Origin of the sequence: Jiangella asiatica, from assembly GCF_004349065.1 — a bacterium.
GTDB lineage: Bacteria > Actinomycetota > Actinomycetes > Jiangellales > Jiangellaceae > Jiangella > Jiangella asiatica.
Window position 1 is genome coordinate 14,710 of record NZ_SMKZ01000029.1, and the last position, 26,266, is coordinate 40,975.

Annotated in this window: 25 protein-coding genes; 13 read left to right on the top strand and 12 right to left on the bottom strand. The window is 70.8% G+C overall.

The genetic code is table 11. The annotated features are described in order from the left end of the window. Window positions 1-5 precede the first annotated feature (5 nt). The 6 genes from E1269_RS19200 (at window position 6) to E1269_RS19225 (ending at window position 4,425) form a co-directional block, all read left to right on the top strand. Window positions 6-269, top strand: coding sequence for a DUF6457 domain-containing protein (locus E1269_RS19200; RefSeq protein ID WP_131897457.1), 264 nt, complete (start codon window positions 6-8; stop codon window positions 267-269). 49 nt (window positions 270-318) lie between these two features. Then, window positions 319-1,434: a potassium channel family protein gene (locus E1269_RS19205; RefSeq protein ID WP_203433894.1), complete on the top strand. Its 1,116-nt coding sequence runs from the start codon at window positions 319-321 to the stop codon at window positions 1,432-1,434. A 14-nt stretch (window positions 1,435-1,448) separates the two neighbouring features. Further along, on the top strand, window positions 1,449-2,426 hold the full coding sequence (locus tag E1269_RS19210; protein ID WP_131897459.1) for an NAD(P)H-quinone oxidoreductase: 978 nt from the start codon (window positions 1,449-1,451) through the stop codon (window positions 2,424-2,426). A gap of 87 nt (window positions 2,427-2,513) precedes the next feature. Next, window positions 2,514-3,059: an NUDIX hydrolase gene (locus tag E1269_RS19215; protein WP_131897576.1), complete on the top strand. Its 546-nt coding sequence runs from the start codon at window positions 2,514-2,516 to the stop codon at window positions 3,057-3,059. Between the two features lie 299 nt (window positions 3,060-3,358). After that, window positions 3,359-3,793 carry a hypothetical protein gene (locus E1269_RS19220; protein WP_131897461.1) on the top strand — a complete coding sequence of 145 codons (435 nt, stop codon included), beginning with the start codon at window positions 3,359-3,361 and terminating at the stop codon, window positions 3,791-3,793. A gap of 50 nt (window positions 3,794-3,843) precedes the next feature. After that, window positions 3,844-4,425, top strand: a complete 582-nt coding sequence (locus tag E1269_RS19225) for a bacterial proteasome activator family protein (RefSeq protein ID WP_131897463.1) — start codon at window positions 3,844-3,846, stop codon at window positions 4,423-4,425. 224 nt (window positions 4,426-4,649) lie between these two features. Here E1269_RS19225 and E1269_RS19230 read toward each other — a convergent pair whose 3' ends face one another. The 4 genes from E1269_RS19230 to pheA all read right to left on the bottom strand — a co-directional run bounded on the left by E1269_RS19230 (window position 4,650) and on the right by pheA (window position 9,049). Beyond that, entirely contained in the window at window positions 4,650-5,105 is a 456-nt protein-coding gene (locus E1269_RS19230) for a DUF6918 family protein (protein ID WP_131897465.1), read from the bottom strand. 267 nt (window positions 5,106-5,372) lie between these two features. After that, the gene (locus E1269_RS19235; protein WP_131897467.1) at window positions 5,373-6,188 is read right to left on the bottom strand and encodes an HAD family hydrolase; all 816 of its coding nucleotides are present in this window, start codon (window positions 6,186-6,188) and stop codon (window positions 5,373-5,375) included. Continuing rightward, window positions 6,185-7,447, bottom strand: coding sequence for a serine--tRNA ligase (serS, locus tag E1269_RS19240; protein ID WP_131897469.1), 1,263 nt, complete (start codon window positions 7,445-7,447; stop codon window positions 6,185-6,187). Before serS ends, E1269_RS19235 begins: the two co-directional genes overlap by 4 nt. Window positions 7,448-8,113: 666 nt before the next feature. Beyond that, on the bottom strand, window positions 8,114-9,049 hold the full coding sequence (pheA, locus tag E1269_RS19245) for a prephenate dehydratase (RefSeq protein ID WP_131897471.1): 936 nt from the start codon (window positions 9,047-9,049) through the stop codon (window positions 8,114-8,116). An 84-nt stretch (window positions 9,050-9,133) separates the two neighbouring features. Here pheA and E1269_RS19250 point away from each other — a divergent pair, with 84 nt between their 5' ends. Beyond that, on the top strand, window positions 9,134-11,488 hold the full coding sequence (locus tag E1269_RS19250; protein WP_131897473.1) for a hypothetical protein: 2,355 nt from the start codon (window positions 9,134-9,136) through the stop codon (window positions 11,486-11,488). A gap of 17 nt (window positions 11,489-11,505) precedes the next feature. On the opposite strand, the gene E1269_RS19255 is transcribed toward E1269_RS19250, so the two are convergent. Next, a complete protein-coding gene (locus E1269_RS19255; RefSeq protein ID WP_131897475.1) occupies window positions 11,506-12,261 on the bottom strand; it encodes a glycosyltransferase family 2 protein in 756 nt (251 codons plus the stop codon). An 80-nt stretch (window positions 12,262-12,341) separates the two neighbouring features. Between E1269_RS19255 and E1269_RS19260 the strand changes: the two genes are divergently transcribed. Further along, window positions 12,342-13,550 carry an arginine deiminase gene (locus E1269_RS19260; protein WP_131897477.1) on the top strand — a complete coding sequence of 403 codons (1,209 nt, stop codon included), beginning with the start codon at window positions 12,342-12,344 and terminating at the stop codon, window positions 13,548-13,550. A 192-nt stretch (window positions 13,551-13,742) separates the two neighbouring features. Here the strand turns inward: E1269_RS19260 and E1269_RS19265 are convergent, their stop codons facing one another. Next, a complete protein-coding gene (locus E1269_RS19265; protein WP_203433896.1) occupies window positions 13,743-14,663 on the bottom strand; it encodes a DUF5926 family protein in 921 nt (306 codons plus the stop codon). A gap of 63 nt (window positions 14,664-14,726) precedes the next feature. Beyond that, window positions 14,727-15,176 carry an ATP-binding protein gene (locus tag E1269_RS19270; RefSeq protein WP_162606514.1) on the bottom strand — a complete coding sequence of 150 codons (450 nt, stop codon included), beginning with the start codon at window positions 15,174-15,176 and terminating at the stop codon, window positions 14,727-14,729. A gap of 527 nt (window positions 15,177-15,703) precedes the next feature. On the opposite strand from E1269_RS19270, the gene E1269_RS19275 reads away from it, so the two are divergent. Continuing rightward, window positions 15,704-17,026, top strand: coding sequence for a globin domain-containing protein (locus E1269_RS19275; RefSeq protein WP_131897483.1), 1,323 nt, complete (start codon window positions 15,704-15,706; stop codon window positions 17,024-17,026). Window positions 17,027-17,092: 66 nt separating this feature from the next. On the opposite strand, the gene E1269_RS19280 is transcribed toward E1269_RS19275, so the two are convergent. Continuing rightward, window positions 17,093-18,289 carry an AAA family ATPase gene (locus E1269_RS19280; RefSeq protein ID WP_131897493.1) on the bottom strand — a complete coding sequence of 399 codons (1,197 nt, stop codon included), beginning with the start codon at window positions 18,287-18,289 and terminating at the stop codon, window positions 17,093-17,095. A 220-nt stretch (window positions 18,290-18,509) separates the two neighbouring features. Here E1269_RS19280 and E1269_RS19290 point away from each other — a divergent pair, with 220 nt between their 5' ends. The 4 genes from E1269_RS19290 (at window position 18,510) to E1269_RS19305 (ending at window position 21,207) form a co-directional block, all read left to right on the top strand. Next, a complete protein-coding gene (locus E1269_RS19290) occupies window positions 18,510-18,908 on the top strand; it encodes a pilus assembly protein CpaE (RefSeq protein WP_131897495.1) in 399 nt (132 codons plus the stop codon). 100 nt (window positions 18,909-19,008) lie between these two features. After that, window positions 19,009-20,460: a PTS ascorbate transporter subunit IIC gene (locus E1269_RS19295; protein ID WP_131897497.1), complete on the top strand. Its 1,452-nt coding sequence runs from the start codon at window positions 19,009-19,011 to the stop codon at window positions 20,458-20,460. Window positions 20,461-20,467: 7 nt separating this feature from the next. Continuing rightward, on the top strand, window positions 20,468-20,776 hold the full coding sequence (locus E1269_RS19300; RefSeq protein WP_131897499.1) for a PTS sugar transporter subunit IIB: 309 nt from the start codon (window positions 20,468-20,470) through the stop codon (window positions 20,774-20,776). After that, complete coding sequence (locus E1269_RS19305) at window positions 20,773-21,207, top strand: PTS sugar transporter subunit IIA (protein ID WP_203433897.1); 435 nt, start codon at window positions 20,773-20,775, stop codon at window positions 21,205-21,207. Before E1269_RS19300 ends, E1269_RS19305 begins: the two co-directional genes overlap by 4 nt. A gap of 40 nt (window positions 21,208-21,247) precedes the next feature. On the opposite strand, the gene E1269_RS19310 is transcribed toward E1269_RS19305, so the two are convergent. The 4 genes from E1269_RS19310 to E1269_RS19325 are packed head-to-tail and all read right to left on the bottom strand — an operon-like array spanning window position 21,248 to window position 26,265. Continuing rightward, window positions 21,248-23,197: a glycoside hydrolase family 127 protein gene (locus E1269_RS19310; RefSeq protein ID WP_131897501.1), complete on the bottom strand. Its 1,950-nt coding sequence runs from the start codon at window positions 23,195-23,197 to the stop codon at window positions 21,248-21,250. Between the two features lie 16 nt (window positions 23,198-23,213). After that, window positions 23,214-24,023, bottom strand: coding sequence for a carbohydrate ABC transporter permease (locus E1269_RS19315; protein WP_203433898.1), 810 nt, complete (start codon window positions 24,021-24,023; stop codon window positions 23,214-23,216). 2 nt (window positions 24,024-24,025) lie between these two features. Further along, window positions 24,026-24,961: a carbohydrate ABC transporter permease gene (locus tag E1269_RS19320; RefSeq protein ID WP_203433899.1), complete on the bottom strand. Its 936-nt coding sequence runs from the start codon at window positions 24,959-24,961 to the stop codon at window positions 24,026-24,028. After that, window positions 24,958-26,265 carry an ABC transporter substrate-binding protein gene (locus E1269_RS19325; RefSeq protein ID WP_131897503.1) on the bottom strand — a complete coding sequence of 436 codons (1,308 nt, stop codon included), beginning with the start codon at window positions 26,263-26,265 and terminating at the stop codon, window positions 24,958-24,960. The genes E1269_RS19320 and E1269_RS19325 overlap by 4 nt, the downstream gene beginning before the upstream one ends. Window position 26,266: the final 1 nt, after the last annotated feature.

The window sequence follows — 26,266 nt, forward strand, 5'->3', positions numbered from 1 at the left end:
GCGTGATGGACCGCTGGGTGAGCGAGCTGTGCGACCAGCTCGGGGTTCCCGTCGACGACGTCGACGTCGGCGCGATCCTCGACCTGGCCAGGGACGCCGCGCACAACGTGGAGCGGCCGGCGGCACCGGTGACGACGTTTGTCGCGGGGTACGCGGCGGCCATCAAGGGTGGCGGCGCGGCACAGGTGGCGGCAGCCCTCGACACCGCGGGCGACCTGGCCCGCGACTGGAACGAAGGCCCCGACCCCAGCACGCCCGCACTGCAGTGAGCGCGGCCCGGGGCGCGGCGGCAAATCGGGTCGGCTAGCGTCGTTCGCTGTGCAGACCAAGAGCGCTGTTCACCTGCCGGCACCGGCAGAGGTCGTCGACCCGCTGCGGCAGGTCCTGACCCGCGTCACCGTGGCCGTCGGCATCCTGCTGGCCACGGTGTTCCTCGTCTGGCTGGACCGTGACGGCTACAACGACAACTCCGACGGCAGCGTCGACCTGCTCGACGCGTTCTACTACACGACCGTCACGCTCTCCACCACGGGCTATGGAGACATCGCGCCGGTCAGCGACAGCGCCCGGCTCATCAACGTCCTCCTGATCACGCCGATGCGGGTGCTCTTCCTGATCATCCTGATCGGCACCACGCTGGAGACCCTGACCACCAGGAGCCGGGAGCAGGTACGGCTCAACCGCTGGAGGAAGAAGTTGCGCGACCACACCGTCGTCATCGGCTACGGCGTCAAGGGCCGCAGCGCGGTCGCCACCATGCTGGCGAACGCGGTCGCCGAGGAGTCGATCGTCGTGGTCGACCCCGACCCCTCGGCCATCGCCGAGGCCAACGAGGCCGGCCTGGTGGCCGTCATGGGCGACGCGACCCGCACGGAGGTGCTTCGCCGCGCCGGGGTGCCCACCGCCGACCGCATCATCATCACGACCGCGCGCGACGACGCCGCCGTGCTGGCCACGCTGACCTGCCGGCAGCTCAACCAGGACGCGAGCATCATCGTCGCGGTCCGCGAGGCCGACAACGTCGCGTTGGTCCGGCAGGGGGGCGCGAACGAGGTGGTCACGTCGTCCGACGCGGTCGGGCGCATCCTCGGCCTTGCGACGGTCAGCCCGGCGCTCGGGCACGTCCTGGAGGACCTCACCACCTCCGGCACCGGGCTGGAGGTGGCCGCGCGCCTGGTGACCCCGCGCGAGGAGGGCAAGCAGCCGAAGCAGCTGACCGACCTGGTGGTGGCGGTGGTGCGCGACGGCGTCGAGTTGCCGTTCCATTCGCCGGCCATCGGGCACCTGGTCCGCGGCGACCGGCTCATAGTCATCCGGCCGTCGGAGGAGTACCCGTGGGCCCGCCGCGAGGACATCCACGCCGCGGCCGCGGCGCAGGACGAGCGCGAGGACGAGCCGGAGGACCCGGCGGACCGGCCGCCGGGCGGGATCTGAGCAGGAGCCGCATCGTGCATGCCATCGTCATCACCGAGCCCGGCGGGCCCGAGGTGCTCTCGTGGACCGAGGTCCCCGACCCGGTCTGCGGCCCGGACGAGGTCGTCGTCGACATCGTCGCGTCCGCAGTGAACCGCCCCGACATCGCGCAGCGGCAGGGCCTCTATCCGCCGCCGGGCGGCGCACCGGCCTGGCCCGGCCTGGAGTGCAGCGGTGTCATCAGCGAGGTCGGCGCGGAGGTCTCCGGCTGGCGGGTCGGCGACGAGGTGTGCGCGCTGCTGGGCGGCGGCGGGTACGCCGAGCGGGTCGCGGTGCCGGCCGGGCAGGTGCTGTCGGTGCCCACAAGGGTCGAGCTGGCGACGGCGGCCGCGCTGCCGGAGGTCTTCTGCACGGTCTGGTCGAACCTCGTGATGACGGTGGGGCTGAGCCGCGACGAGGTGGTCCTGGTGCACGGCGGCGCCAGCGGCATCGGGACCGCTGCCATCCAGATCGCGGCGGCCCGGGGTGCGCGGGTCGCGGTGACCGCCGGCTCACCCGAGAAGCTGGCGCGATGCGCGGAGCTGGGCGCGTCCATCCTGATCGACTACCGCGAGGACGACTTCGTCGACGCGGTCCGCGCGGCCACCGGCGGGCGCGGCGCCGACGTGGTGCTCGACATCGTCGGGGCCAAGTACCTGGCGCGGAATCTCGACGTGCTGGCGCGCGACGGCCGGCTCGCCGTCATCGGCCTGCAGGGCGGCCGGACCGCCGAGCTGGACCTGTCCGCCATGATGGACAAGCGGGTCCACATCACCGGCTCCCGGCTGCGTCCCCGCTCACCCGCCAACAAGGCGGCCATCGTCGCGGAGGTCTGTGAGCACGTGTGGCCACTGCTGGAGTCCGGCGCCGTGAAACCGGTGATCGACCGGGTGCTGCCGATGACGGAGGCGGCCGCCGCGCACCGCGTCGTCGAGGCCGGCGAGCATGTCGGCAAGGTGCTGCTCACCACCTGAGACAGGACCTTGACATCGAGTGGCTGACTGATTGCGACCGAGGTGGTCACAAGCGCGGCCGGGGGGCGTACCCTGACGAATGTGGTCATGTCGTTGGAGTCCGAAGTCGACCGTCCGGTCACCCACCGCCGCACCGCGCGCGTGCTGCTCATCGAGCCCGGCGGCAGGGTTCTGCTGTTCGAGGACAGCGATCCGTCCGCGCCCGGCGCGCCGACATTCTGGATCACCCCCGGCGGCGGGGTCGACCCTGGCGAGACGCTGCTGGCGGCCGCGGTCCGTGAGGTGGCTGAGGAGACCGGGCTGCGGCTGGAACCGTCGGCGTTCCGCGGGCCGCTGGCCGAGCGCACCGTCGTGCATGCCTACTCCGACAAGGTCGCGGTCCAGTCCGAGACGTACTTCGCCGCCGCTGCCCCCGGGCTCGAGATCGACCCGGCCGGGCTGACCGAGGACGAGCAGCTGACCGTCATCGGGCACCGCTGGTGGAGCCTCGACGAGCTGCGCCTCACCGACCGCCCGGTGTGGCCGGTCGGGCTGGCCGACCTGGTGGCCGTCGCCGACGCCCCGGCCCACTGGCCGGTCCTGCTCAGCGTCGCCGAGGAGTCGACCGTCCCCACCAACCACTTCGCCCGCTGAGCCTCCCGCCTCCCGCCGCGCTACGAAATGATCACGTTCAGCACGAAATCTCGTGGTGCACCATGCCTTCACGCCTGGTGATGCACGCGATCTCCTGGTGATGTGGCCCTGAGACCGCCGCCGAGGCAGATCCATACGACGCTGTACTCCAGCCGGCGGCTCCGACCGAGCCGGAGCGTGACCCGGCCGCCGTCGACGTCACATCGTTCCTGCCGGCCGGCGCCGTCGTCGCGCCTGATCGACTGGCGTACAGTGCCCGCCTCGACCGCGGCGACGTCGCCATCCGCTACGAGCTGCAGATGGCATCGCTCGACGGCCCGCTGAACGACCACATGCTCCGCCTCGACTCGGGGCGGAGGCCCGAGGCCGACGACGAGATCGTGGTCACCCCCCCGGCCATGGCGGAGCGACCGGAGCTCGTCGACGGCGACGGTGACCTGCTCGCGGATTCCGCGATCGCGTTCACCGACGGGCCGCGGGTCCGGGTCACCGGCATCGCGGTCGACCCGTTCCGGCTGCTCGCAGACGCACGGACCCGACCGACCTCGCCGTGGCCCTGGCGGTCGAAGGGCTGCAGGCGGCCCTCGCTGGTCGCGGTCGTCGTCGGGCTCGGCCTGCTCGCGGTGCGCCGCGCCGCTCGCCGGCGCACCCTGCAGCTTCTCGCGCTGCGCCGCACGGAGGCGGCCTGCCGGCGGCAGAAGGCACAGCGCGCCGGCCCGGCGGGCGGCCGGTGATTTACGACCCGCGTGCCTTGAGCGCGGCCCGGAGGGGTAAAGATGGTCCCATGACGGAGCCGAACGAGAACGCCGAAGGCCGGGAATCCCCCGACGGTGGCGACGAACAGCGCGTTGTGGTGGTCGGCCCCGAGGGCATGGCCGTCGAGGGCGGGAGCAGCGACCGCGACGACCAGCGCTCTCTCACCGACCTGGTCGAGCAGCCGGCGAAGGTCATGCGCATCGGCAGCATGATCAAGCAGCTGTTGGACGAGGTGAAGGCCGCACCGCTGGACGAGGCGAGCCGGCGTCGGCTGGGCGAGATCCACCGAGCGTCGCTGGACGAGCTCGAGGATGGCCTCGCACCGGAGCTTGTCGACGAGCTGGAGCGTCTCGCACTGCCCTTCGGAGACGACAACGTGCCTACCGACGCTGAGCTCCGCGTGGCGCAGGCACAGCTCGTGGGCTGGCTGGAGGGCCTGTTCCACGGCATCCAGACCACGCTGTTCGCACAGCAGATGGCGGCTCGTGCCCAGCTGGAGCAGATGCGCCGAGCGCTGCCGCCGGGCGTGCAGATGGCTCCCGGGCAGGTACCCGGGGGCGCGGCACCGGGCGAGCAGTCCGACGAGCGTGGCAGCGGCATGTACCTGTGACCGTCGCACCGGGACCGGGCGCCGCGGCGTCCGACCCGGTCCGGTACGCCGTGCGGTAGCGCACAACGTGGCCGACCTGCGGGACGATCCCTCGCGACGAGCGGGACTGCGTCCCGCGGTCGCTGATGTGTGCGTGCGGCGTCGCGGCCTGGTCGAGCGGCTCGGCGGCGACGGCCGCGACGAGCCGGCTCGACCCGGCCGACGACAGTGCGAGGAGGCCGGCCTCAGGCGGTGGCGCGGGCGTGGCTCTCGATGACGCCGGCCAGCCGCGGCAGCGCCTCCTCGACGTGCTTCTGGGCCTGCGGACGCAGCTTGCCGTAGACCTTCTTGATGCTGTCGCGCTGTGACGACGCGGCGCGGGCGTCGGTGACGCCCAGGAGGGCGTCGGCGACATCGGCACGCCGGCCCTCGAAGTAGTCGGCCAGGGAACCGCCGCCGGTGGCCTGGAAGTCGGCGTAGAACGGCTCGGCCCGCTCGACGAACGAGTCGAGCATGCCGTCGATGGCGTCGGGGACGAAGCCGGCGTTGATCTTCTTCAAGACCGCGTAGCCACCCTTGACCGCCATGCCGGAGACGCCGCTCTTGTCGGAGACCTCGGCGTCGACGAGCTGGTGGAGGTCCTTGACGACGGCCGGCCGGCGGCTCGGGTCGAGCAGGATCTCGCGAAGAGTGTCAGCCATGTGGGTGCCCTTCAACTATCGAAATGATCATGTGTCGCGTGCCGTGCTCCGCCACTGTAGAACACCAAGATCGACGGAACGAAAAGCGGCATTGATGCCGCTTCCGCGGTGCAGTCTACGGGCGGTCCCTGAGAAACCGCCTGGCCGGCCGTCACGGGTGCCGCTGGAGCGCTGACCGGCATGCGTTCGGCGGTCCACCACCAGGCTTTCCCGTGCGTCACCATGCTTGCGGGCACGGTGCAACACGAGATCTCGTGCTGAACGTGATCATTCCGTCGTGGCGAAGTGGGTATCCAGCAGGGCTGCGAGGCCGCTGCCCTCGACGTCGCCGCAGACCTGGTCGGCGATCGCCTTGACGTCGTCCGGCGCCTGGCCCATCGCCACCCCGAGCCGGGCCCAGCGCAGCATCTCGACATCGTTGTGGCCGTCGCCGACCGCCATGGCGTCCGCGGCGGTCAGGCCCAGCCGCTCGGCCACCCGGCTCAGCCCGGAGGCCTTCGAGACGCCCTCGGGCATGATGTCCAGCCACGCGGTGTAGCCGATGGCGTAGTCGACACTGGGCAGGCCGGAATCGCGGGCGATCTCGCGCAGCCGCTCGCGGTCGCCATTGGGCCAGCGCACGACCAGGCGTGTGACCGGCCGCGCGATCAGGTCGTCGTGCTTGACGACGACGACGTCGCCGTCCAGGTCACCGGCCGGGAACTCACCGGTCACGCGGTACCCGCGGCCCAGTTCCTCGACCGCCAGGACGGCGTCCGGGATCTGCTCGGCGAAGTACCGCACCGGGTCGCCGGCGTCGAAGGTCACGACATCGGAGGGCGTGCGGGTGGCGACGTCGACCACCACCGCGCCGTTGGAGCAGACGGCGTAGCCCTCCTCGAGCCCGAGCGGATCGAACAACGACACCGTCGAGTGCATGGACCGTCCGGTCGCGATGACGACGTGGGCACCGGAGTCACGCACCCGGCGGACCGCGTCGATCACCGCGGCCCGCGGCGGGTCGTGGAACTCCTCGTACGTGACCAGCGTGCCGTCGACGTCCAGCGCGACGAGCCCGGGACGCCACCCGTCGCGGGCCGTCACCTCGTGACCGGTTCCAGGACCTCGCGGCCGCCGAGGTAGGCACGCAGTGCCTCCGGTACTCGCACCGAGCCGTCGGGCAGCTGGTGGTTCTCGAGGATCGCCACGATCCACCGGGTGGTGCCGAGCGTGCCGTTGAGCGTGGCGACCGGCCGCGTGCCGCCGTCGGCGCGCTCGCGCACGCCCAGCCGGCGGGCCTGGAAGGTCGTGCAGTTGGACGTGGACGTCAGCTCGAGCCAGCGTGACTGAGACGGCAGCCAGGCCTCGCAGTCGAACTTGCGCGCGGCACTTGAACCGAGGTCGCCCGCGGCGACATCGATGACCCGGTACGGTACCTCGATGGCGGCCAACATCTGCTCCTCCCAGCCCAGCAGGCGCGCGTGCTCGTCGACTGCGTCCTCCTGACGGCAGTAGGAGAACATTTCCACCTTCTGGAACTGGTGAACGCGGATGATCCCGCGGGTGTCCTTTCCGTAAGAACCTGCCTCGCGCCGGTAGCAGGCCGACCAGCCGGCGTAGCGCAACGGCCCGTCGGACAGGTCGACGATCTCGTCGGCGTGGTAGCCGGCCAGCGGCACCTCGCTGGTGCCGACCAAGTAGAGGTCGTCCGCCTCGAGACGGTAGACCTCGTCGGCGTGCGCGCCGAGGAAGCCGGTGCCGCGCATGACCTCCGGGCGCACCAGCGTTGGCGTGATCACCGGCGTGAACCCGGCCTCGACCGCCGTGCTCAGGGCGAGGTTGAGGATGCCGAGCTCGAGCTGCGCGCCGACACCGGTCAGGAAGTAGAACCGGGCACCGGACACCTTGGCGCCGCGCTCGGTGTCGATGGCTCGCAGCCCTTCACCCAGCTCCAGGTGGTCGCGCACCGTGTTCAGCGCGGGCTTGCCGCCGACCTCGCGCAGCACCACGTAGTCGTCCTCGCCGCCGGCGGGCACGCCGTCGAGCACGATGTTGGACGGCACCAGGGACAGCTCGTCGAGCCGCTGCTGCACCTCGGCGGCCGCGGCCTCGGCGGCCTTGACGGCCGCGGACAGCTCGCGGGTCTTGGCCAGCAGTGCCTGCTTCTCGTCACCGGAGGCCTGCGGGATCAGCTTGCCTAGGCTCTTCTGCTCCGCGCGCAGCCGCTCGAACTCGCTCAGCGAGGAGCGCCGGGACTCGTCGGCGGCGAGCAGCTGGTCGACGACGTCGACGCTTTCGCCGCGGGCGCGTTGCGAGGCACGGACACGGTCGGGATCCTCACGGATCTGGCGCAGATCTAGCACGCTGAAGAGGGTATCCGCCCGGCCTGGTGGGATGCCCACCGGTTATTCGCCACGACCAGGCGTCTACGCGCATCACCAGTCATCTCGGTCGTCAGGTCGAGCAAGCACCACGCACGGCAACTGTCACCTTCGCCACGCACCGGTGACGAGAGGAAGCCACTGACCCGCGTCCCATCACCGGTCCTGCCCGCCCCTACTCGGGGCTGCAAGCATGGTGCAACACGTGATTTCGTGCTGAACGTGATCATTTTGGGCTCTTCCGTTGCATCCGTGGGTGGGTGCGGTTCGGGATCGCGATGCCGTTGCGGACAAGTGGCGGCCCGGCCGGCCACGTCGAGGGCTCGGACGGCCCGGTTTGTGCCGGCGGGGTGCGTTAGAACCGGGGGCCCCGACGCCCAGCGGTGCGAAGGGGTGGCCCTCGGCGAGTTGTCGCACCCGGCTGGAACGACGCGGGATCGCGGTACCGGGTGCGGCACCGCTGCCCCTCTCCGCCGCCAGGTCAACGGCAGCGATCTACGCCGCGGGCCTCGGAATGATCACGTTCAGCAGGATCCCCCGAGCCTCACCATGATTGCGAGCATGGTGTGACACGTGATTTCGTGCTGAACGTGATCATTCGGGGGCACGCGCGCGCCATGGAAGCAGCAGAAGATCCTCGTTTGGAGGTCAGCCGCGGAGCTCGTCCAGCCAGGTGGCGGCGTCGGCGAAGTCGGCGTTGGACGTGCCAGGCAGGACCGGCGGCCGGACGCCGTCGGCGCGCGGATAGGAGCCGAGGAAGCGGACCGTGCCGCAGACCCGCTTGAGGCCCATCATCGCCTCGCCGACCCGGGCGTCGGCGACATGCCCCTCGACGTCGATGGCGAAGCAGTAGCGGCCCATGCCGTTGCCGGTGGGCCGGGACTCGATGCGGGTGAGGTTGACGCCCCGGGTGGCGAACTGCTCGAGGATCTCCAGCAGTGCCCCGGGGTGGTCGTCGCGGATGAAGGCGACCAGCGTGGTCTTGTCCGAACCCGTGGGCCGGCCCGGCCTTCCCGGCTGCGTGACCAACACGAAGCGGGTGAGTGCGTCGGAGTCCTCGCCGATGTCGCTGGCCAGGGCCGTGAGCCCGTAGCGCTCGCGGGCGAGCGGCGCGGCGATGGCGGCGTCGTAGGGCGCGCCGTCGGGCCCGGGCGTGGTGGTGGCGACGGCGGCCGCGGCGGCCGCGGTGGACGGCCCCAGCGAGATGGTGGCCTCGGGCAGCTTGGCGCTGACCCACGCCCGGCACTGCGCCTCGGCGACCGGGTGAGTGACGATGCGACGGACGTCGGCGAGGTCGGTGCCGGGCCGCGCCAGCAGCGTGAACGTCACCGGCAGCAAAACCTCGGCGGTGATGGTGAGCGGCTCACCGCGGATCAGCTCGTCGAGTGTGGCGTTGACCGAACCCTCGACCGAGTTCTCGACCGGGACGACGGCACCGGCCATGTCGCCGGCTCGGACGGCGTTGATGGCGGCATGTACCGTGGGGAAGGGCTCGAGCGTCGCGCCGGCCAGGGTTGGGAAGCGCAGCGCGGCGGCCTCGGTGAACGTCGCCTCCGGTCCGAGGTAGGCGTAACGGTTGGTCATTCCAGCAGCCTAGTGTGTCGACCTGGCCACAATTGGCAGCGTCGCCACTTGCCGACCCGGCCAGTGCGGATACGGTCAACCTTGATGGATGCGGATCGGAGCGGTCGTCCCAGCACGCCACCCGGCGCCACCCGGCGCGGGCGGCGCGCGGCTCGGGCTCGCCTGATCACGACGGTCCTCGCCGGGGTCGCCGCCCCACTGATGCTCACGGCGGCCGCACCGGTCGCCTCGGCCGCGGACTCCACGCCCGCCGGCGCCACGCCACCGGCCACCCCGGCGGAGTCCACGCCGGCCGCCGTCGTCGACCAGCCGAACGTCGTCCTCCTCGGCATCGCGGGACTGGCCTGGCCGGACGTCACCGCCGAGGACACACCCACCCTGTACGAGATGGCAGGCTCCGCCGCCGCCGGCTCGCTCACCGTCCGCACGGTCCGCTCCCGCACCTGCGTGGTCGACGGCTGGCTGTCGGTCAGCTCCGGCCGGCGTGCCACCGATGTCTACGACACCGACGCCGACGACGAGAACGACCGCTTCTGCCGCCAGGTGCCCGAGCCGTCGCCGGACGGCACCGGCGGCGCCGTCGTGCCCGGCTGGGAGGCGCTGGTCCAGCAGCAGGAGGACAACTCCTACAACGCCGAGATCGGCCTGGTCGGCGACCGCCTGGCCGAGGCGGGGGTCTGCGCCACTGCCGTCGGGCCGGGCGCCGCGATGGCGCTGGCCGACTCCACCGGCCGGGTCGCCTCGTATCAGCCCTTCTCCGGCGAGATCGACCAGCAACTGCTGAGCCGGTGCCCGGTCACAGTGATCGACCTCGGCGGCCTGCCGTCTCCCGCACCGGCCGGCAGCGACGACCTGACCGAAGAGGCCGCGCTGGAGACCCGCCGGCAGGTGACCGCCGGCATCGACCAGTTGGTCGCACGCATCCTCGACGAGCTGCCGCCGGACACCGCACTGCTGATCGCCGGGCTCTCCGACAGCGCGGCCACCTCCGTGCCCCTGCCCGACCAGCCGACGCCGATCCCCCCGGCCGGGCTCCGGGCCGCGTTCGCCACCGGGCCGGTGGCCGACGGTGACGACACCTTCGGCGGGCGGTGGCTGACGTCGTCGTCGACGCTGTGGCCCGGGCTGGTGCAGCTGACCGACATCGCGCCCACGCTGCTCACCTACGCGGGGGTGGAGGATCCGGCCCGCGACGTCGCCGGACGGCACTGGCGTCCGGCCGGCGAGCACGCGGCGACGTCCGCGGCCACGGTGGCGGAGCTGACCGGCGTCGACCAGGCCGCCCAGATCTATCGCGTCCAGTCCGGGCCGTTCTTCCAGGTGCTGGGCATCGTGCAGGTGATCGTGTTCGCCGCCGCGGTGCTGGCGCTGCGCCGCCGCTCCTCGTACGGCTCGATCGTGCTGCGCGTGGTGCAGGTGGTCGCGGTGACCGCGGCCGCCGCGCCGGTGGCGTCCTACCTGGCCAACATCACCCGGTGGTGGCGCTACGACAACCCGAACGTCGTGCTGTGGACGTCCATCGTCGTGTCCACCGTGGCGCTGACCGTCGTGGCGCTGGCTGGTCCGTGGCGCAAGCGCGCCTACGGCCCGCCGGGTGTCGTCGCCGGCGTGACGGCCACCGTGCTGGCCGTCGACGTGGCGAGCGGGTCGAGCCTGCAGCAGTCCAGCCTGCTCGGGCTGTCGCCCCTGGTGGCCGGGCGCTTCTACGGATTCGGCAACATCCCGTTCGCCATCTTCGTGGTGGCGAGCCTTGTCGCGGCGGCGGCGCTTGGCCAGTTCCTCATCGACCGCGGGCGCTCGCGCCGCTATGCCGCCACCGCGGTCGGCGTGGTCGGCCTGATCGCGGTTGTGGTCGACGGGGCGCCGCAGGCCGGCGCCGACGTCGGCGGCATCCTGGCCGCCATCCCCGGCTTCGCGGTGCTGGTCCTGGGGACCCTCGGCGCCCGCGTCACCGTGCCGCGGGTGGTGCTTGCCGGCGTGGGCGCGACGGTGCTGTTCGGGCTGTTCGCGTTCCTCGACTGGCTGCGCCCGGCCGGCTCGCGCACGCACTTCGGCGGGTTCTTCGACGACCTGCTCTCGGGCGAGGCGCTGACCGTCATCCTGCGCAAGGCCGAGGCGTCCATCGGCACGCTGGAGCGCTGGCCCATCTACGGCTGGCTGGTCCCGTTGGCGTACTTGCTCATCCTGTGGCTGACCCGCCGCGACGGCGCGGCCGCGATGGCCGAGACCGTGCGGCAGTGGTCGCTGATGCGCTACCTGGTGTGGGCGTCGCTGCTCACCGGGGCGGCGGGGTTCGCGGCCAACGACTCCGGCATCATCGTGCCGGCGCTGCTGCTGACGGTGGGCGTGCCGCTGGGAGTCGCGGCGGTCGCCGCAGCCCAGCGGCTGGCACCGGCGAAGCTGGTGGACGACGCGGAGCTGGTTGCACCGTCTCGTTGATGCTCGTGGGGCGGGGGTCAGCGGGTACGGAACCGCGCCGGCGCCGACGGGCGGACGCCGCGGGTCAGCAGTGCCCGCATGACGTGCGCGTACTGCTTGCCGCGGTGCACCTGGGCCTTGAGGTCGGTGCCGGTGACGCGGTGGTGGAACTCCACCTCCACCTCGACCACCCGGAAGCCCTGTCGCAGCAGGTCGATGGTGAGGCCGGTCTCGACGCCGAACCCCTGCGCCAGCGGCAGCGCCGCCTCGAAGGCCGCCCGGGTCAGGCAGCGCTGACCGGACAGCGGCTGCGTGGCCGTCCAGCCGGTGGCCCGCTCGATGCCGGTGCGGGCGAGGTCGACCACCAGGCCGCGGCCGCCGCCGGACGTGCGCTGGGTCGGCAGGATGCCAATGGTCATGTCGGCTTCGTCGGCCAGGACCGGGTCGACCAACGGACGCGCGTTCGCCGCGGTCGCCTCCAGGTCGGCATCCAGGAACAGCAGCGCCCGCGGCGCGGTGCGCGACGCCTCGCGGGACTCGATGGCGTTCAACGCGGTGGCGCCGGTCTCCATCGCCGCGGCCTTGCCCCGGTTGCGGGCGTGCCCGACCACGACAGCGCCGGCGGCGGTCGCCGTCGCCGTCGTCCGGTCGGTGGAGCCGTCGTCGACGACGATGACCACGTCGACACCCGGAATGCCGCGGGTTGCCTCGACCGTGGCGGCGATCCGGTCCTGCTCGTCCTTGGCGGGGATGATCGCGGCGACACCCTCCACGAGGCGCTCCTGGTTCGTCATGCCGCCAGCTTAGAGACCGGCTGGCGGGTCGGTGCCCCGCACCGTCCAACCGCCCGGTGACCGCGTAGCCTCTGCTCTCGATGACTGCGTCCAGACCGACCGTCGACGGCGCCGACTCCGAGGTGGGACGGCTGCGCTCCGTCCTGCTGCACCGACCCGGGCCGGAGCTCAAGCGCCTCACCCCACGCAACAACGACAAGCTGCTGTTCGACGGCATCCCCTGGGTCGACCGAGCCCAGGACGAGCACGACGCGTTCGCCGACACCCTGCGCGCCCATGACGTCGAGGTCGTGTACCTGCGCGACCTGTTGGTGGACACGCTGGCGATCGACGAGGCCCGGCAGGCGTGCATCGAGTCGGTGGCGGCCGATCCGCGCCACGGCGACACTCTGCGGGCCGTCCTGCGCGCGGAGCTGGCCGGGCTGCATCCCGACGACCTCGCGCGGGTGCTGATCACCGGGCTGGCCCACGAGGAGCTGCGCACGGGCCGCGGGCTGACCTACGGGCTCATGGAGCGGCACGACTTCGTCATCGACCCGCTGCCCAACCTGCTGTTCACCCGCGATTCCAGCGTATGGATCGGCGACCGTGTCGCCGTCACCAGCCTGGCCATGGCCGCGCGCCGCCGCGAGACCAGCCTCACGGCGGCCATCTACCGCTACCACCCGCGCTTCGCCGGCGTCGGCACCGTCTACGGGCCGGAGCTGGAGAACCTCGAGGGCGGCGACGTCCTGCTGCTGGCGCCCGGGGTGGTGGCCGTGGGCACCGGCGAGCGGACCACTCCGGCCGGCGTCGAGCGCCTGGCCCGCAACATCCTGCGTCCCGGCCTGGCGCGCACCGTGCTGGCGGTCCCGATCGCCCAGGACCGCGCCACCATGCACCTCGACACCGTCTGCACCATGGTCGACGAGGACTCCGTCGTCATGTACCCGAACGTCGCCGACGAGCTGACGGCAGTGGCGCTGCGATGGGCCGACGGCGACATCGTCATCGACGACGACCCAGCGCCGTTCGTCGAGGTCGCGGCGCGGGCCATGGGCATCGACGCGCTGCGGACCATCGAGACCGGCCTCGACCCGGTGACCGCCGAGCGCGAACAGTGGGACGACGGCAACAACACGCTGGCCGTCGGCCCCCGGCTGGCGGTCGCGTACGAGCGGAACACCGAGACCAACGCCCGGCTGGAGGAGTCCGGCATCGAGGTGCTGCGCATCGCCGGCAGCGAGCTCGGCTCCGGCCGCGGCGGCCCCCGGTGCATGTCGTGCCCGCTTCGGCGCGACCCACTCTGACAAGGTCGCAGACCGGCCGAGACCTGGCCGTAACGGTATGAATATGAAGAAGTTCTCATTCATTCGAACTTCTTCGCCCAGAACACGGTAGTCTGCATAGAGACCCCGGTCGCTCGTGTTCCCCCGTCGTGAGCGGTCGGGGTCTTTCGTGCCCGCGGCCTCTCGCGCCGCGGACCGGAGATCAACCTGGAGTCAGCGGATGGTCACCTGGCGGTTGGCCAGGCCCGCCCGCGCACGGCGCTGGTCGTGGTCGAGCGGCGAGGTGTCGGCGACGGCGTCGTCGAGCCGCTCGGCGAACGTGGCGGCCGGTTTCTCCACCTCGTCGGCGGTGGTGCCGTCGACGAGATCCCACACGGGGACGAGCAAACCGCTGGCCCGGAACGTGCCGAGCAGCCGGGTACCGTCGCCCAATGTGTCCGTGCCGGCGGCGTGCAACCGGGCCAGCCCGTCCAACAGCGGCTCCTCCTCGTGCGGGAGGACCCACCGGACCTGGTCGCGGTCGCCCAGGCTGCACCAATAGGCGGCGGAGACCGAGCTAAGGCGGGCCGCGGGAACGATCGCGGAATTGGCCTCCTCCAAAGCAGCGCGGGCCTCGGAACCGGTGTCCGACTCAGGATCCAACCAGTAGTCGAAGCCCTCGTGAACCGTGACGGAGAATTCGGCGTCGGAGTCGATCAGGTCGTGCAGCCGCGGTGCGTCGGCCGGGCGGGGACCTGGGTTCACGGTGTTGCCCGGCTCCGCCTCGAGGGCCTGCGCCAGGGTGTGTCCGAGGTCGGCCGCCGGGTCGCCGGTGGAGCTGATGGTCTGTAGCGCCAGCAGGATCTCGCCGTTGTCGCGCACCAGGGCGGGCAGGGCGCCCGGCAGCAGCGTGCAGACGACGGCGGAGCGATGGGCGGCATCACCGGTGAGCCGGAGCGGTGCGGTGGCCGAGGAGACGATCTCGCGCATGGCCACCCAGTCGCACTCGCCGGGCAGGCCCGCGAACGGACGGGCGACGTACTGCCGCTCGGCCTCGCGGGCACGCTTGCCGTGGCACACCTTGTAGCGCTTGCCCGAACCGCACGGGCACGGCTCGCGGGGGCCGACGACGGGGACTTCAGTAGTGGCGCTCACGACAACCGAGCGTATCCGGTTCCGGTGGGCGGGTGTCAGCCGGACGGGGGTGAGCGGGCGCCGTCAGGCCGGGTTCCACGGGCCGACGATGGCGTAGACGGTGACCCGGCCGGGCTCGGCCCTGACGCGCCACTCGCGGGCGATGGCGTCGACGATGGACAGCCCGCGCCCTTGGTCCTCGGTCCACATGGGCTGGCGCATCTGCGGCCGGTCAGGGCCGCCGCCGTCGGTGACCTCGATGAGGACGTCCTCGCCGAACACCGACCACTGGAGCAGGACGCCGTCGCGGGTGCCGCTGAGGGTCAAGGGCTGAGCGTGCAGGATGGCGTTGGTGACCAGCTCGGTGACGACGATGAGGGCGTTCTCGACGACGGCCGGCGAGACGCTGGTGGTGCGGAGGTCCTCGGCTACCAGGTGACGGGCGTGCGGGACGTTACTGACCTCGCCGGTCAGCTCCACGAGGCGAGCGCTGTTGGATCGTGCCTCACGCTTCGTGGCCACGACTCGGCCCACTGGCTGCTCTCCCTTCACCAGACCCCTGTCACACCCGCATCCAGTGGTGCCCACTGCAAGACTCTGTCAAACCTCCCGACAGTGAACCATTCGTCACACGATCGCGTCCATATGTTGAGATGACAGTTTGCGGGATCTCCATCATCGCCGTCCGTCGGGTGCCGTCCGACCGGTGATCCATCGCACCGTTGATCACCAGCGGATTCGCGTGATTCCCGGTGCCCAGAGCCGCTGCGGCGTACCGTATGCGATGCCCTCATCGCACACGTATGTCCGACCGTGACTTTTCCTTCCGTGCCGAAGTGACGGGCGGACCGCTAGGTTAGAGCGGGGCGGAGAGGATGACGATGTGGACTCACTCCCGGTCGTCGGGACAACGTGGGGCGGAAGGTGATCAAACCGGGGGAACGGCGGGCGATGCTGTCATCGACGCCGCCGGTGTCGACCCGCGCGCCGTTGCCGACTCCGGTGCGCATGACGGTGGCTCGTGGTTCGAGCCCGCTCGTCATGACCGTGGCGCGGAGCCGGTGCAGTTGCGCCGCAATGGCGCTTCGGCGTCGTCGCCCGTCGTCGACGACGGAGTGAACGAGCAGCTGTCGGACGAGGTGGGTCAAGAGCCGGCTGGCCGGGTGGACGATGGCGAGCCGGAGGCCGACGGTGCGTCAGGGGCACACGCGGGGGTTGGAACCGAGGTAGAGCCGGAGCGAGCACTGGAACCCCAGCCGCGCAACACGACCGGCCTCGACGGCGACGCTCTGCGCGAGAGTCTCGGCCTGGTCGAGGAGCACCTGGACGCGATCGGCACCGACTTCTATTCGCAACTCTTCGTGATGGCGCCGGAGACCCGTGAGCTCTTCGGCGCCGGCATGGAGGTCCAGCGCTCCCGCCTGCTCGGCGCCATCGTGCGCATCGTGGGCAGCGCCGACGACCGCGACGTCCTGGAGCCGTACCTCGAGGGCCTCGGTCGCGACCACCGCAAGTTCGGCGTCATCGACCAGCACTACGCGCCGGTCGGCACCGCGCTGATCCTGGCCATCCGCAGGGCCCTCGGCAAGCGCTGGACACCCCGGTACGAGAAGGCTTGGGTCGACGGCTACGACCACATCGCGTCGGTCATGGTGGGTGCGGCCCGCCGCGACGCCGTCATCTCGCCGCCGTGGTGGGACGCCGAGGTCGTCTACCACCGGCGCATCCTCGACGACGTCGCGATCCTCCAGGTGCGCCCGCACACCGACTACCCGTACCGCCCGGGCCAGTACACCTACCTGACCACGCCGCGCCGCCCCAAGATCTGGCGCGCCTACTCCATGGCATCGGCCCCGCGCGACGACGGCCTGCTGGAGTTCCACGTCCGTACCGTCGGTGCGGGCTGGGTCAGCAGCGCGCTCGTCTGGCGCACCGAGCCCGGCGACGTCCTGCACCTCGGAGCGCCGCAGGGTCACGACGTCGCCTCGCCGCGGTCCGAGCACGACCTGCTGTGCATCACCGGCGGCACCGGCATCGCCCCGGTGCTGGCCACTCTGCAGGAGCTCGAGCAGCGGCAGGACGGCCGCCGGGTGCACGTGTTCTATGCCGGCCGAGACCGCGACCACCTCTACGCCCTGCCGCACCTGGAGTCCATCGGCGTGCGGTACCGGCGGCTGACGGTGGTCCCGGTCGTCTCGCCCGACGGTCCCACCGACCGCAGCCCCGACCTGATGGGCAACATCGTCTCGGCCTACGGCGACTGGCGGAAGCACCGTGTGTACGTCGCCGGCCCGACGTCCATGGTGGCCACCAGCCTGGAGCGGCTGCGCGACCAGGGCGTGCCGGACGAGCAGGTCGTCGTCGACGATTACGGTCTCTGGTGAGTTCTAGGGTTCTCTAGCGCTGAGCGTAGAGAGCCCTAGAACCTCCGATGCGGTGCGCTCCCGGCTTCAAATGGTTGCGTGCTGGCGCAGGTAGATGCCGAAGTGCGGGACGGTGAAGGCGATCGTTCCGCGCTCGGCGGAGTACACCAGGCCCTTCTTGATCAGCGAGTCGCGGGCCGGTGACAGCGACGACGGCTTGCGGCCCAGGAAGGTGGCGACGTCCGAGGTGGGGACCGCGCCGTGGGTGTCGTCGGACAGGGACGCCATGGCACGCAGGTACTCGCGCTCGGCCGGGGTCGCCCGCTCGTACCGTGAGCCGAAGAACCCGACGGCCAGCTCGGCCTGTGCCTCCGGTGCCGCCATCCGCACGTCGTCGGCGCCAATGGGGTCGGCCGGGGCGTTGTCCCAGGTGACCTTGCCGTAGGCCTGGACGAAGTACGGGTAGCCCTCGGTCACCTCGTACAGGGCGTCGAGCGCCGCGGACTCGAAGCGGACGCCTTCGTCGGCGGCCGGGTTGGCCAGCGCCCGGTCGGCAGCACCGCGGTCGAGGCGGTCGATCCGCACGTACCGGAACAGCCGCTCGGAGTAGGACTTCGACGCAGACAGCACGGCCGGCAGGTGCGGCAGCCCGGCACCGACGACGACGAGCGGCAGGCCCTGTTGCGACAGCTCGTGGCAGGCCGCGCAGAGCGCCGACACGTCCGGCGCGGGGATGTCCTGCATCTCGTCGACGAACAGCGCGATGCCGACCCCGACGTCGCGGGCGACCCCGGCCGCGTCGACCAGCAGCTCGACGAGGTCCACCTCGATGTCACCGGTGTCGGCCCGGCCGGCCGCCGCCGGCACGTCGATGCCGGGCTGCCAGCGATCGCGCAGCTTGGTGTCGTCGCCGGTGGAGCGCAGCGCGAACGCCTTGAGCACCCCGAGGAAGCCGTCCACTCGCTCGGGGTCGCGGTGCCGCGGGGTCAGCTCGCGCACAGCCATGTGCAGGGCGCTGGCCAGCGGTCGGCGCAGCGACTGGTCCGGCCGCGCCTCGATCTTGCCGGTGCCCCACATCCGTCCGATGGCTTGGGAGCGCAGCGCGTTGAGCAGGACGGTCTTGCCGACGCCGCGCAGGCCGGTCAGTACGAGGGAGCGTTCCGGCCGGCCGCGGGCGATGCGCTCGAGCACGACGTCGAACTGCTGCAGCTCGCGGTCGCGGCCGGCCAGCTCGGGTGGGCGCTGACCGGCGCCGGGGGCGTACGGGTTGCGGACCGGGTCCATGATCGGACTCTATGGCGCCGTCTAGGCCGATCCGTAGATTTCGCTAGACGGCGCCATGGGCGTGTCGCGCTCGTCGCCCGTACCCCCGGAAGCGGCGTCCGGTTCCGGCCCGGCGTCTGCGGCCCGGAGGTCCCAGTGCCCGACGACGCCGACGAGCAGATCCGGCTCCTCGCCTTCCTGGGGAGGAAGGCCTGAAACCGGTGGGGGTCACAATGGAAGGGTGATCTCCGTCGAACTCGCCCGGAAGCTGCGCGAAGCCGGCCTGCGCTGGGACCCCGAACCCGGCGACCGCTTCGTCATCCCGAACCGCGGCATGGACGACGACGTGTTCGTGGTCAGCCAGATGGTGGTCGACGTGCACGACTTCCCGACCGGGCGGGTGCTCGGCTTCAACGGGACCGTGGAATGGGCGCTGGACAGCGTGGAGCAGGACGTCGCCCTCTGGCTGCCCGGCGAGAGCCGGCTGCGCGAGCTGCTCGGCGGCACGTTCGTCGGGCTGAACCGGGTCGAGGGCGGATACCGGGTAACCCTCGAGGTGTCCGGGCACCGCATCGACATCGAGGACGAGCTGGCCGAGGAGGCCTACGGCAAGGCGCTGCTGTACCTCGCGACCGGTTGACCTCGGCGTGCCGCTTGTCGGGATTGGTCTGGACCAGTACTGTCCCGACAACAGCGAGCGGGGGGAGACCGCGCAGCCGACTGCGAGGGAGCGACCAGCCGTGAACGCACTCGAGTTCATCGCGACCAACTTGTTCAACGAGGTGTCGATCCTCATCGGCATCATCACGGCCATCGGCTTGATACTGCAGCGCAAGCCGGTCGAGGACGTCGTCGGCGGTGCCCTGCGGGCCACGGTCGGCATCATCATCCTGTTCATCGGCGTCGAGGTGTTCACTGGCGGGCTGGCGTCGTTCCAAGCCATCGTGGCCAGCGCCGTCGGCCTCGACCCGCCGGAGTCGACCAACAGCCTCGACGAGTTCCTCGGCGCCCGCGGCAGCGACGTCGCACTGGTCATCACGCTCGGCTTCGTCGTGCACCTGCTGCTGGTGCGGGTGCTCAAGACCCGTTACGTCTACCTGACGGGTCATCTCCTCTTCTGGATGGCGTTGGTCATCACCGCCAGCCTGGTGCAGGTCTTCGGCGACCTCGAACGGTGGCAGCTGGTGCTGGTGGGCTCGGCCGTCGCCGGCTGCTACTGGACGGTGCAGCCGATGTTCATCGCCCCGATGATGCGCCGGGTCATCTCCTCCGACGACTGGGGCTACGCGCACACCAGCTCGTCGGTGGCGTGGATCGGCGGGAAGCTGGCGCCGCTGGTCGGCGACCCGGAGCGGCACGACGTCGAGCAGGTGCGCCTGCCGCGGCGGCTGTCGTTCTTCAAGGACGTGACGGTGTCGACGGCGCTCGTCATCGGGCTGATCATGGTGGTCGGCGTCGCGTTTGCCGACTCGCAGGTGGCCGAGGCGCAGGCGGACGCCTACAACCCGGACGTCAACCCATGGGTCTGGGCGATCATCGCGGCCCTGCGGTTCGCCGCCGGCATCGCGATCCTGCTCTACGGCGTGCGCCTGTTCCTGGCCGAGATCGTGCCGGCGTTCACTGGTATCAGCGAGAAGGCGATCCCCGGTTCCCGGCCGGCGCTGGACGCACCGACCATCTTCCCGGTCGCACCGACCGCCGTCATGCTCGGCTTCGTCTCCACCACCGCGACCTTCCTGATCCTCATGGGCATCTTCGCCGCGGCCGGCTGGTTCGTCCTGGTGCCGCCGATGATCATGCTGTTCTTCGTCGGTGGCGGCGCGGCCGTCTACGGCAACGCGTTCGGCGGCTGGCGGGGCGCGACGCTGGCCGGGGCGATCACGGGCGTCGCGCTCGCGTTCGGCCAGTGGCTGGGCTGGAACCTGCTCTCCGATACCGCTCCGGAGCTGGCCACGCTGGCCGACCCGGACTGGTATCTGATGATCCTGCTGCTGCTCGGCCTGGGCGAGCTCTTCTCCGGCTTCGGCGACAGTGCCGTGCTGCTGGTCGGCGCCGTCGTGGTAGCCGTCTTCGGGGTATGGGTGTGGCTGCTCAAGCGCCTGAAGAGGAGCGATGCCGCCGACCGGCACGAGGACATGGCAGAGTCGGAGCCGGGCACCGAGACCGATTCCGAGACGCCGAGAGAGCGGTGAGACACCGATGTCGCCAGCGCCGAACCGACCGCTGACCGTCCTGACGGTGTGCGGCGTGGGCATGGGCAGCAGCCTGATCCTGAAGATGAACGCCGAGAAGGCGCTGAAGTCGCTGGGGGTCGACGCGAAGGTGGAGCACACCGACGTGTCGTCCGCCCGCGGGATGAAGGCCGACGTCGCCATCGCCCAGGGGCTGCACACCGACGAGCTGAGCGGGGTCGCGCCGGTCGTCATCGCCATCTCCAACTTCATGGACGTCGACGGGTTGCGGCGCCAGCTCGACGAGGCGCTGCGGGCACAGGGCTGGCTGGAGTGACCGAGCCGATCCTCGACGCGGTGGTCGGTGTCCAGGCCACGGACTGGCGCGGCGCCGTGCACGCCGCCTGTGCCCCGCTGGTCACGGCCGGCGCCCTGGAGGCCAGGTACCCGGACCGTTGCGTGGCGATCGCCGAGGAGCACGGGCCGTACATGGTGCTGGCGCCCGGCCTCGCGCTGGCGCACGCGCGGCCGGAGGACGGCGCCGTCCAGCTGTGCCTGTCCGCGGCGGTGCTGAGCCGGCCGGTCGAGTTCGGCCACGACCAGAACGACCCCGTCGACCTCGTGCTGGCGTTCGGATCGCCAGACGACGCCAGCCACCTGGAGCTGCTGCAGTCCCTCGCCGAGCACCTGCTCGCCGGCCTCGCCGACGAGCTGCGGCTGGCACCGAACCGTGTGGAGGCGGTCCGGATGCTCGGCGCCGTCGCGTGACGGCGGCGCCTCACGCACACCTGACACACAGAGCCTGGCATCACGTCGGAAGCCACACTCGCATGGATGATGGACCGCGGTTCGCCCAGGCGTGGTACGGGATCAGCGGCAGCTCAACGGCCGAGTCGGCTTCCGATGCGTGCGTGTTCGTGCCCACCGGCTGTGGGTATGGCCACGGGCGATCCGCCGGTGCCGTTCTGTGTGCTCGCACAACGGCGACGGCGTCGGTCTCGATGGCACCCGGCGTGATGTCGGACGCGCCGGGGTCGATGTCCACGCGAATCGCGTCCAGCTCGACGCCGTCGGGGAGGTCGGCCGACTCGGCGCACAGTACGAGAGGACCGTGTTCGACCGCGACACATCCGCGCACCGCGTCGATGCGCGGATCCGCCGCGGTGAGGCGGGCGGCGACTGGCAGCGTCAGCCGGATCTCCTCGCCGGGCCGGAAGGACTCCGTGATCGCGGCGACTCCGGGCACGACCGCCCGCTGTTCGCCACGAAAGATGACGCGTGCGCCGTCGGCCCACGCGGGGATGCGAAGGGAAAGCGTCCAAGGCCGCTGCTCGTGACCCACGACGTGGATCACCACTGTGCCGTCGTACGGGTAGTCGGAGCCCACTTCGAATGCGACGCGCCGCCCGTCCGGCAGCTGCGTGGCCACGCCTCCGGTGATGTACTGGTGCAGCTGAACACCTTCGTCGTCAGCTGTTGCCACGTAGGCGGCGAGGCTGGCAAGTGTGCGCGCGACGTTGGGCGGGCAGCATGCCACTTCGTACCAGGGCGCCCGCGAACCGGCGGCCGCGCGCCGGCTGGGCGTACCTGCGTCGGGCCCCGGCACAGGCCGCCGCTGGTGCAGTGTGTTCGCGTAGAAGAACGACCGCCCGTCCAGTGCAGGCGACGCCGCGATGACGTTGTACAGAGCCCGCTCGATGAGGTCGGCGTACTTGGGATCACCGGAAGCCAGCAGCAGCCGCCAGCTGAGCATGACCGAGCCGACGCCGGCGCAGGTCTCCGAATAGGCCCGGTCGGGCGGCAGCACGAAGTCGTCGCCGAACGACTCGTCCTGGTGATGGGCTCCCATTCCTCCGGTGAGATAGGTGCGGCGGGCCACCGTCGTCTGCCATTGGGTGGCGACGGCCCGGAGGAGATCGGTGTCTCCGGTTTCCGTGGCCACGTCGACGGCGCCGGAGGCGAGGTACAACGCCCGGACGGCGTGGCCGCGCAACACGGTGGCGGACCGTACCGGGACGTCGTCCTGGTAGTAGGCGCGGCCGTACTCGATGTCGGCGAGCCGGGCATGTCCGCGGCGCTCCACGAACAGGGCCGCCTGGTCGAGATAGCGTTGCTCATCGGTGACCCGGGCGAATTCGGCCAGGCCGGTCTCGATGACCGGATGACCGCATAGTCCAGCGATACCGGCAGGCCCGAAGGTCCGGCAGACGTGGTCGGCCACCCGGCGAGCGACCTCGAACAGCCGGTCCCCGCCATGGGTTCGTGCCCGCGCGACCGCGGCCTGAAGGAGATGACCGTAGCAGTACAGTTCGTGGCCCCACTCCAGGTCGCTGTAGCGGGGTGGCCGGCCCGGGTGGCCGAAAGCGGTGTTGAGGTAGCCGTCGTCGTCCTGTGCGGCCGCGACGCGGTCCGCGAGTGCGGTCAGGCGGGCGTCCAGCGCCGGGTCGCCGGACCGTGCGACCTCCCAGGCGGCGGCCTCCATGAACTTGTAGATTTCGGAGTCTGCGAACTCCCTTCCGGCGTGGCCGGACCCGTCGCCCGCGCCGTTCAACCGATCCGGGTCGAAGTTCGCGATCCAGCCGGAGCGCTCGAGCCAATAGGCGATGTGTGGAAGGGTCGCCTCAGCATTCGTACGCTGCCGCCGAGCCCAGAATCCACCGGTGATCCGCACCTCGCCCAGACCGAGCGGACGCAGTGGTCCTGATCTGGGCACGACCGGTCGGCCCCCGGCGTGGTCCTTGACTGGGTGACGGGACACAGCGCCTCCTGGGTGTTCATTTCACGCTTCCAGCGGTCATCGCGGCGACGATGCGCTCGCTGAGGATCATGTAGATCACGACGGTCGGGGCGATGGAGACCACGGTCGCGGCGAACGCCAGCGGATAGTCGGCGGCGTAAGTGGTCAGGAAGTACCGCATGCCCACCTGTACCGTCTGAGACGCCTCGTCCTGCGTGAGGATCGACGCGAACAGCAGTTCGTTCCAGGCGGTGATCACGAGGAAGATCCCCGCCGTTGCCGCCCCGGGCATGGACAACGGCACGACCACGCGGCGGAAGATCGCATGGAAGCTGGCCCCGTCGACCCGAGCCGCCTCGATGATCTCCATCGGCGTCGTGTCCATGTAGGTCTTCACGATGAGGAAGCCCAACGGGAAGAACAACCCGGCGTACACCAGCGCGAGACCGATGGTCGTGTTGTAGAGGCCGAGCTTGTTGACGGTGAAGAAAATCGGCGTCATCAGCGCGTTCACCGGTAGCAAGATTCCGAACAGGAGGAACCCGAACGTCATCCGGCTGAGCCGGAAGCGGTGCATCAGGGAGTAAGACGCCATCAGCGAGGCGATCAGAATCAATGCCGTCGCCAGGACGGCGACCACGGCGCTGTTGCGCAGGAACACCAGCAACGGGTGTTCCCGAAGCGCCTCACTGTAGTTCCGGAACGACCACGACTCCGGCGGCGCGAACGGACTGCCGAACAGCTCGGCGTCGCTCTTGAACGACGACATCACGAGCCACAGCAGGGGCAGCAGCGTGATCAGGGTGAAGACGCCGAGGACGACCCAGCGGAACATCTTGCCGGCCATGGTCATCGCTCCGTCCGCCGCAACGCCGCGAAGACCGCCAGGGTGAGCACGGTGCCGACGACCAGTGTGACCACGCCAGCCGCCATGGACAGTCCGTACTGGTTCGCCGTCATCATCTGGCGGTGGATGTACAGCGACAGCGTCATCGACGAGTCAGCCGGTCCACCACTGGTCATGATGAACGGATACTCGAAGCTGCGCAGCGCGTAGCCGACGACGAAGAGCACTTGAAGGGCGATCGCCCGGCGGATCAAGGGGATGGTGATGGACAGGTCCTGCCGCAGTGTCGAGGCCCCGTCCAGCTCAGCGGCCTCGTAGAGCTCCTTCGGGATGGTGGAAATCTGGGTGAGGAGCAGGACCATCCCGAAGCCGATGTAGACCACCCAGGGGGCCATCGTGGCCGAGAGCGCCGTGGAAGGATCGAACAGCCACGGCCGAACCCAGGACTCCAGGCCGATCGCGGACAGGGCGGAGTTCAGCAGTCCCAGGCTGACGTGAAAGACGAAGTACCACAGCATCGCCAGCGCGGTGGCCGAGATGACGTTCGGCAGGAAGAACACCGTCCGGAAGAACCGCCAGCCGCGCGGTCTGCGGGCGATCACGAGCGCGACCAGGACGCACAGCGGCGTGTGCACAAGCGTGCCAGCCGCCACCCAGATCAGTGTGTTGACGAGCGCCGTACGGAAGGCCGGGTCCTCGGCGAGACGGGTGAAGTTGTCGAACGCGACCCACTCGGGCACGCCCACGCCGGCCCATTCGGTGGTGCTCATGCCGAACACCACCGCGAGCGGGATGGCCAGGAACAGCACGACGAGTGCTAAAGCGGGCAGGAGGTACAGCGCGATGCGCCACCGGTCGGCCACGTCTCGCCCGCCTCTGCGCTCCTTGCGGCCGGGCGGCGCCGTCATCGCCCGGGCCGGGACCAGGGCGGAGGTCATTCCTGGTTCGCCTGCTGGAGCCCGGCCGCGAACTCATCAGGGCCGCGCTGTCCCAGGGCGAGCGACTCCAGCAGCGACGGCAGCTGCGCTTGTGCCCCACTGGTGATCTCGCGGCCCATCTGCACGACGCTGGCGGGCGCGGCGTTGGCGATCTCGAGGACCTGCCTCATCTGGCACGATGCGCGCTCTGCGTCCTCCGGGCCGAGCTCGGTCTGCACCGCGAGCGGGTACTCGCCGTCGACAGCCATCCGGACCGCGCTGTCGTTCGACGTGAAGTACTTCATCCATGCCACGACGGCTTCGGTCTTCTCCTCGTCGGCCTGCTCAGCCGCGCCCCAGACGTTCAGCGAGTCGGTGACGGTATAGCCGGGCTCGACGGCACCGTCTCCCGCGGTCGGCGCGGGCGCCACCTGGACGGTGCACGGGTCCTCGACGTCGGACTGGATCGAGCTGATCAGCCACGGCCCGTCGATCACCGCGAGAGCCTGCTTGGCCAGGAAGTTGCGTGAGCTGACCGCGTAGTTGCCGCCCACGGCGTCCGGCGTCGAGAGCTCGAGCAGCCGCCGAGTGTCCTCGGCGGCCCTGCGGATGGCGTCGCTGTCGAGGGATTCGCCCGGTGCGTAGGCATCGCGGCCGCCCGCGGCGGTGGCCAGGTAGCTGAACGCGTTCATGGTGTGCCAGGCGTCGTCGGCTGTCATCATCGCCAGGCCGGCAACTCCCTCGGACTTCAGCGTCTCCGCCACGGTGAAGAAGTCGTCCCAGGTCGCGGGGAACGAGTCGTGCCCAGCCTGTTCGAGCAGGTCGCTGTGGTAATAGACGAGTGCGGGAGCCTGGTCACCGGGAATGCCGGGAATCGCGCCGTCCAGGGCGATCGCGTCCAGGTTGGCCGGGGAGAAGCGCGCCTTCCATTCCGGGTCCTCGTCGAGGTAACGGCTCCAGTCCATCAGCGCGCCGGATTCCTCCCGGCTACGGTCGTTGGGGTTGTAGTTGTAGAGGAAGACGTCTGGTGGGTCGCCCGCCGAGATCATCGACCGGATCTTCTGCTGCAGGGTCGGCCAGTCCGGCTCGGCGGCGGACTCGACCTGGTACTCACCCTCGTGGTCCTCGTTGAACTTGGCGATCAGCTCGTCCAGCACCTGGCCGCGGGCGACGTCGGAGGTGAAGTTGGACATGACGGTCACCGTGACCTCGCCGCCGTCGCCGCTGTCACCTTCCTGGCCCTCTGGCACGGCGCTACCGCATGCGACCAGGCCGAGCGAGGCCGCCGGGACCAAGCACAGGGGAATCAGCGTTCGTCGGCGCATG

Excerpts from the sequence above, each read along its gene's own strand:
- E1269_RS19200 (WP_131897457.1), top strand. The coding sequence starts at position 6 with ATGGACCGCTGGGTGAGCGAGCTGTGCGACCAGCTCGGGGTTCCCGTC.
- E1269_RS19215 (WP_131897576.1), top strand. The coding sequence starts at position 2,514 with ATGTCGTTGGAGTCCGAAGTCGACCGTCCGGTCACCCACCGCCGCACC.
- E1269_RS19220 (WP_131897461.1), top strand. The coding sequence starts at position 3,359 with ATGGCATCGCTCGACGGCCCGCTGAACGACCACATGCTCCGCCTCGAC.
- E1269_RS19225 (WP_131897463.1), top strand. The coding sequence starts at position 3,844 with ATGACGGAGCCGAACGAGAACGCCGAAGGCCGGGAATCCCCCGACGGT.
- E1269_RS19230 (WP_131897465.1), bottom strand. The coding sequence starts at position 5,105 with ATGGCTGACACTCTTCGCGAGATCCTGCTCGACCCGAGCCGCCGGCCG.
- pheA (WP_131897471.1), bottom strand. The coding sequence starts at position 9,049 with ATGACCAACCGTTACGCCTACCTCGGACCGGAGGCGACGTTCACCGAG.
- E1269_RS19250 (WP_131897473.1), top strand. The coding sequence starts at position 9,134 with ATGGATGCGGATCGGAGCGGTCGTCCCAGCACGCCACCCGGCGCCACC.
- E1269_RS19255 (WP_131897475.1), bottom strand. The coding sequence starts at position 12,261 with ATGACGAACCAGGAGCGCCTCGTGGAGGGTGTCGCCGCGATCATCCCC.
- E1269_RS19260 (WP_131897477.1), top strand. The coding sequence starts at position 12,342 with ATGACTGCGTCCAGACCGACCGTCGACGGCGCCGACTCCGAGGTGGGA.
- E1269_RS19280 (WP_131897493.1), bottom strand. The coding sequence starts at position 18,289 with ATGGACCCGGTCCGCAACCCGTACGCCCCCGGCGCCGGTCAGCGCCCA.
- E1269_RS19300 (WP_131897499.1), top strand. The coding sequence starts at position 20,468 with ATGTCGCCAGCGCCGAACCGACCGCTGACCGTCCTGACGGTGTGCGGC.
- E1269_RS19315 (WP_203433898.1), bottom strand. The coding sequence starts at position 24,023 with ATGGCCGGCAAGATGTTCCGCTGGGTCGTCCTCGGCGTCTTCACCCTG.
- E1269_RS19320 (WP_203433899.1), bottom strand. The coding sequence starts at position 24,961 with ATGACCTCCGCCCTGGTCCCGGCCCGGGCGATGACGGCGCCGCCCGGC.
- E1269_RS19325 (WP_131897503.1), bottom strand. The coding sequence starts at position 26,265 with ATGCGCCGACGAACGCTGATTCCCCTGTGCTTGGTCCCGGCGGCCTCG.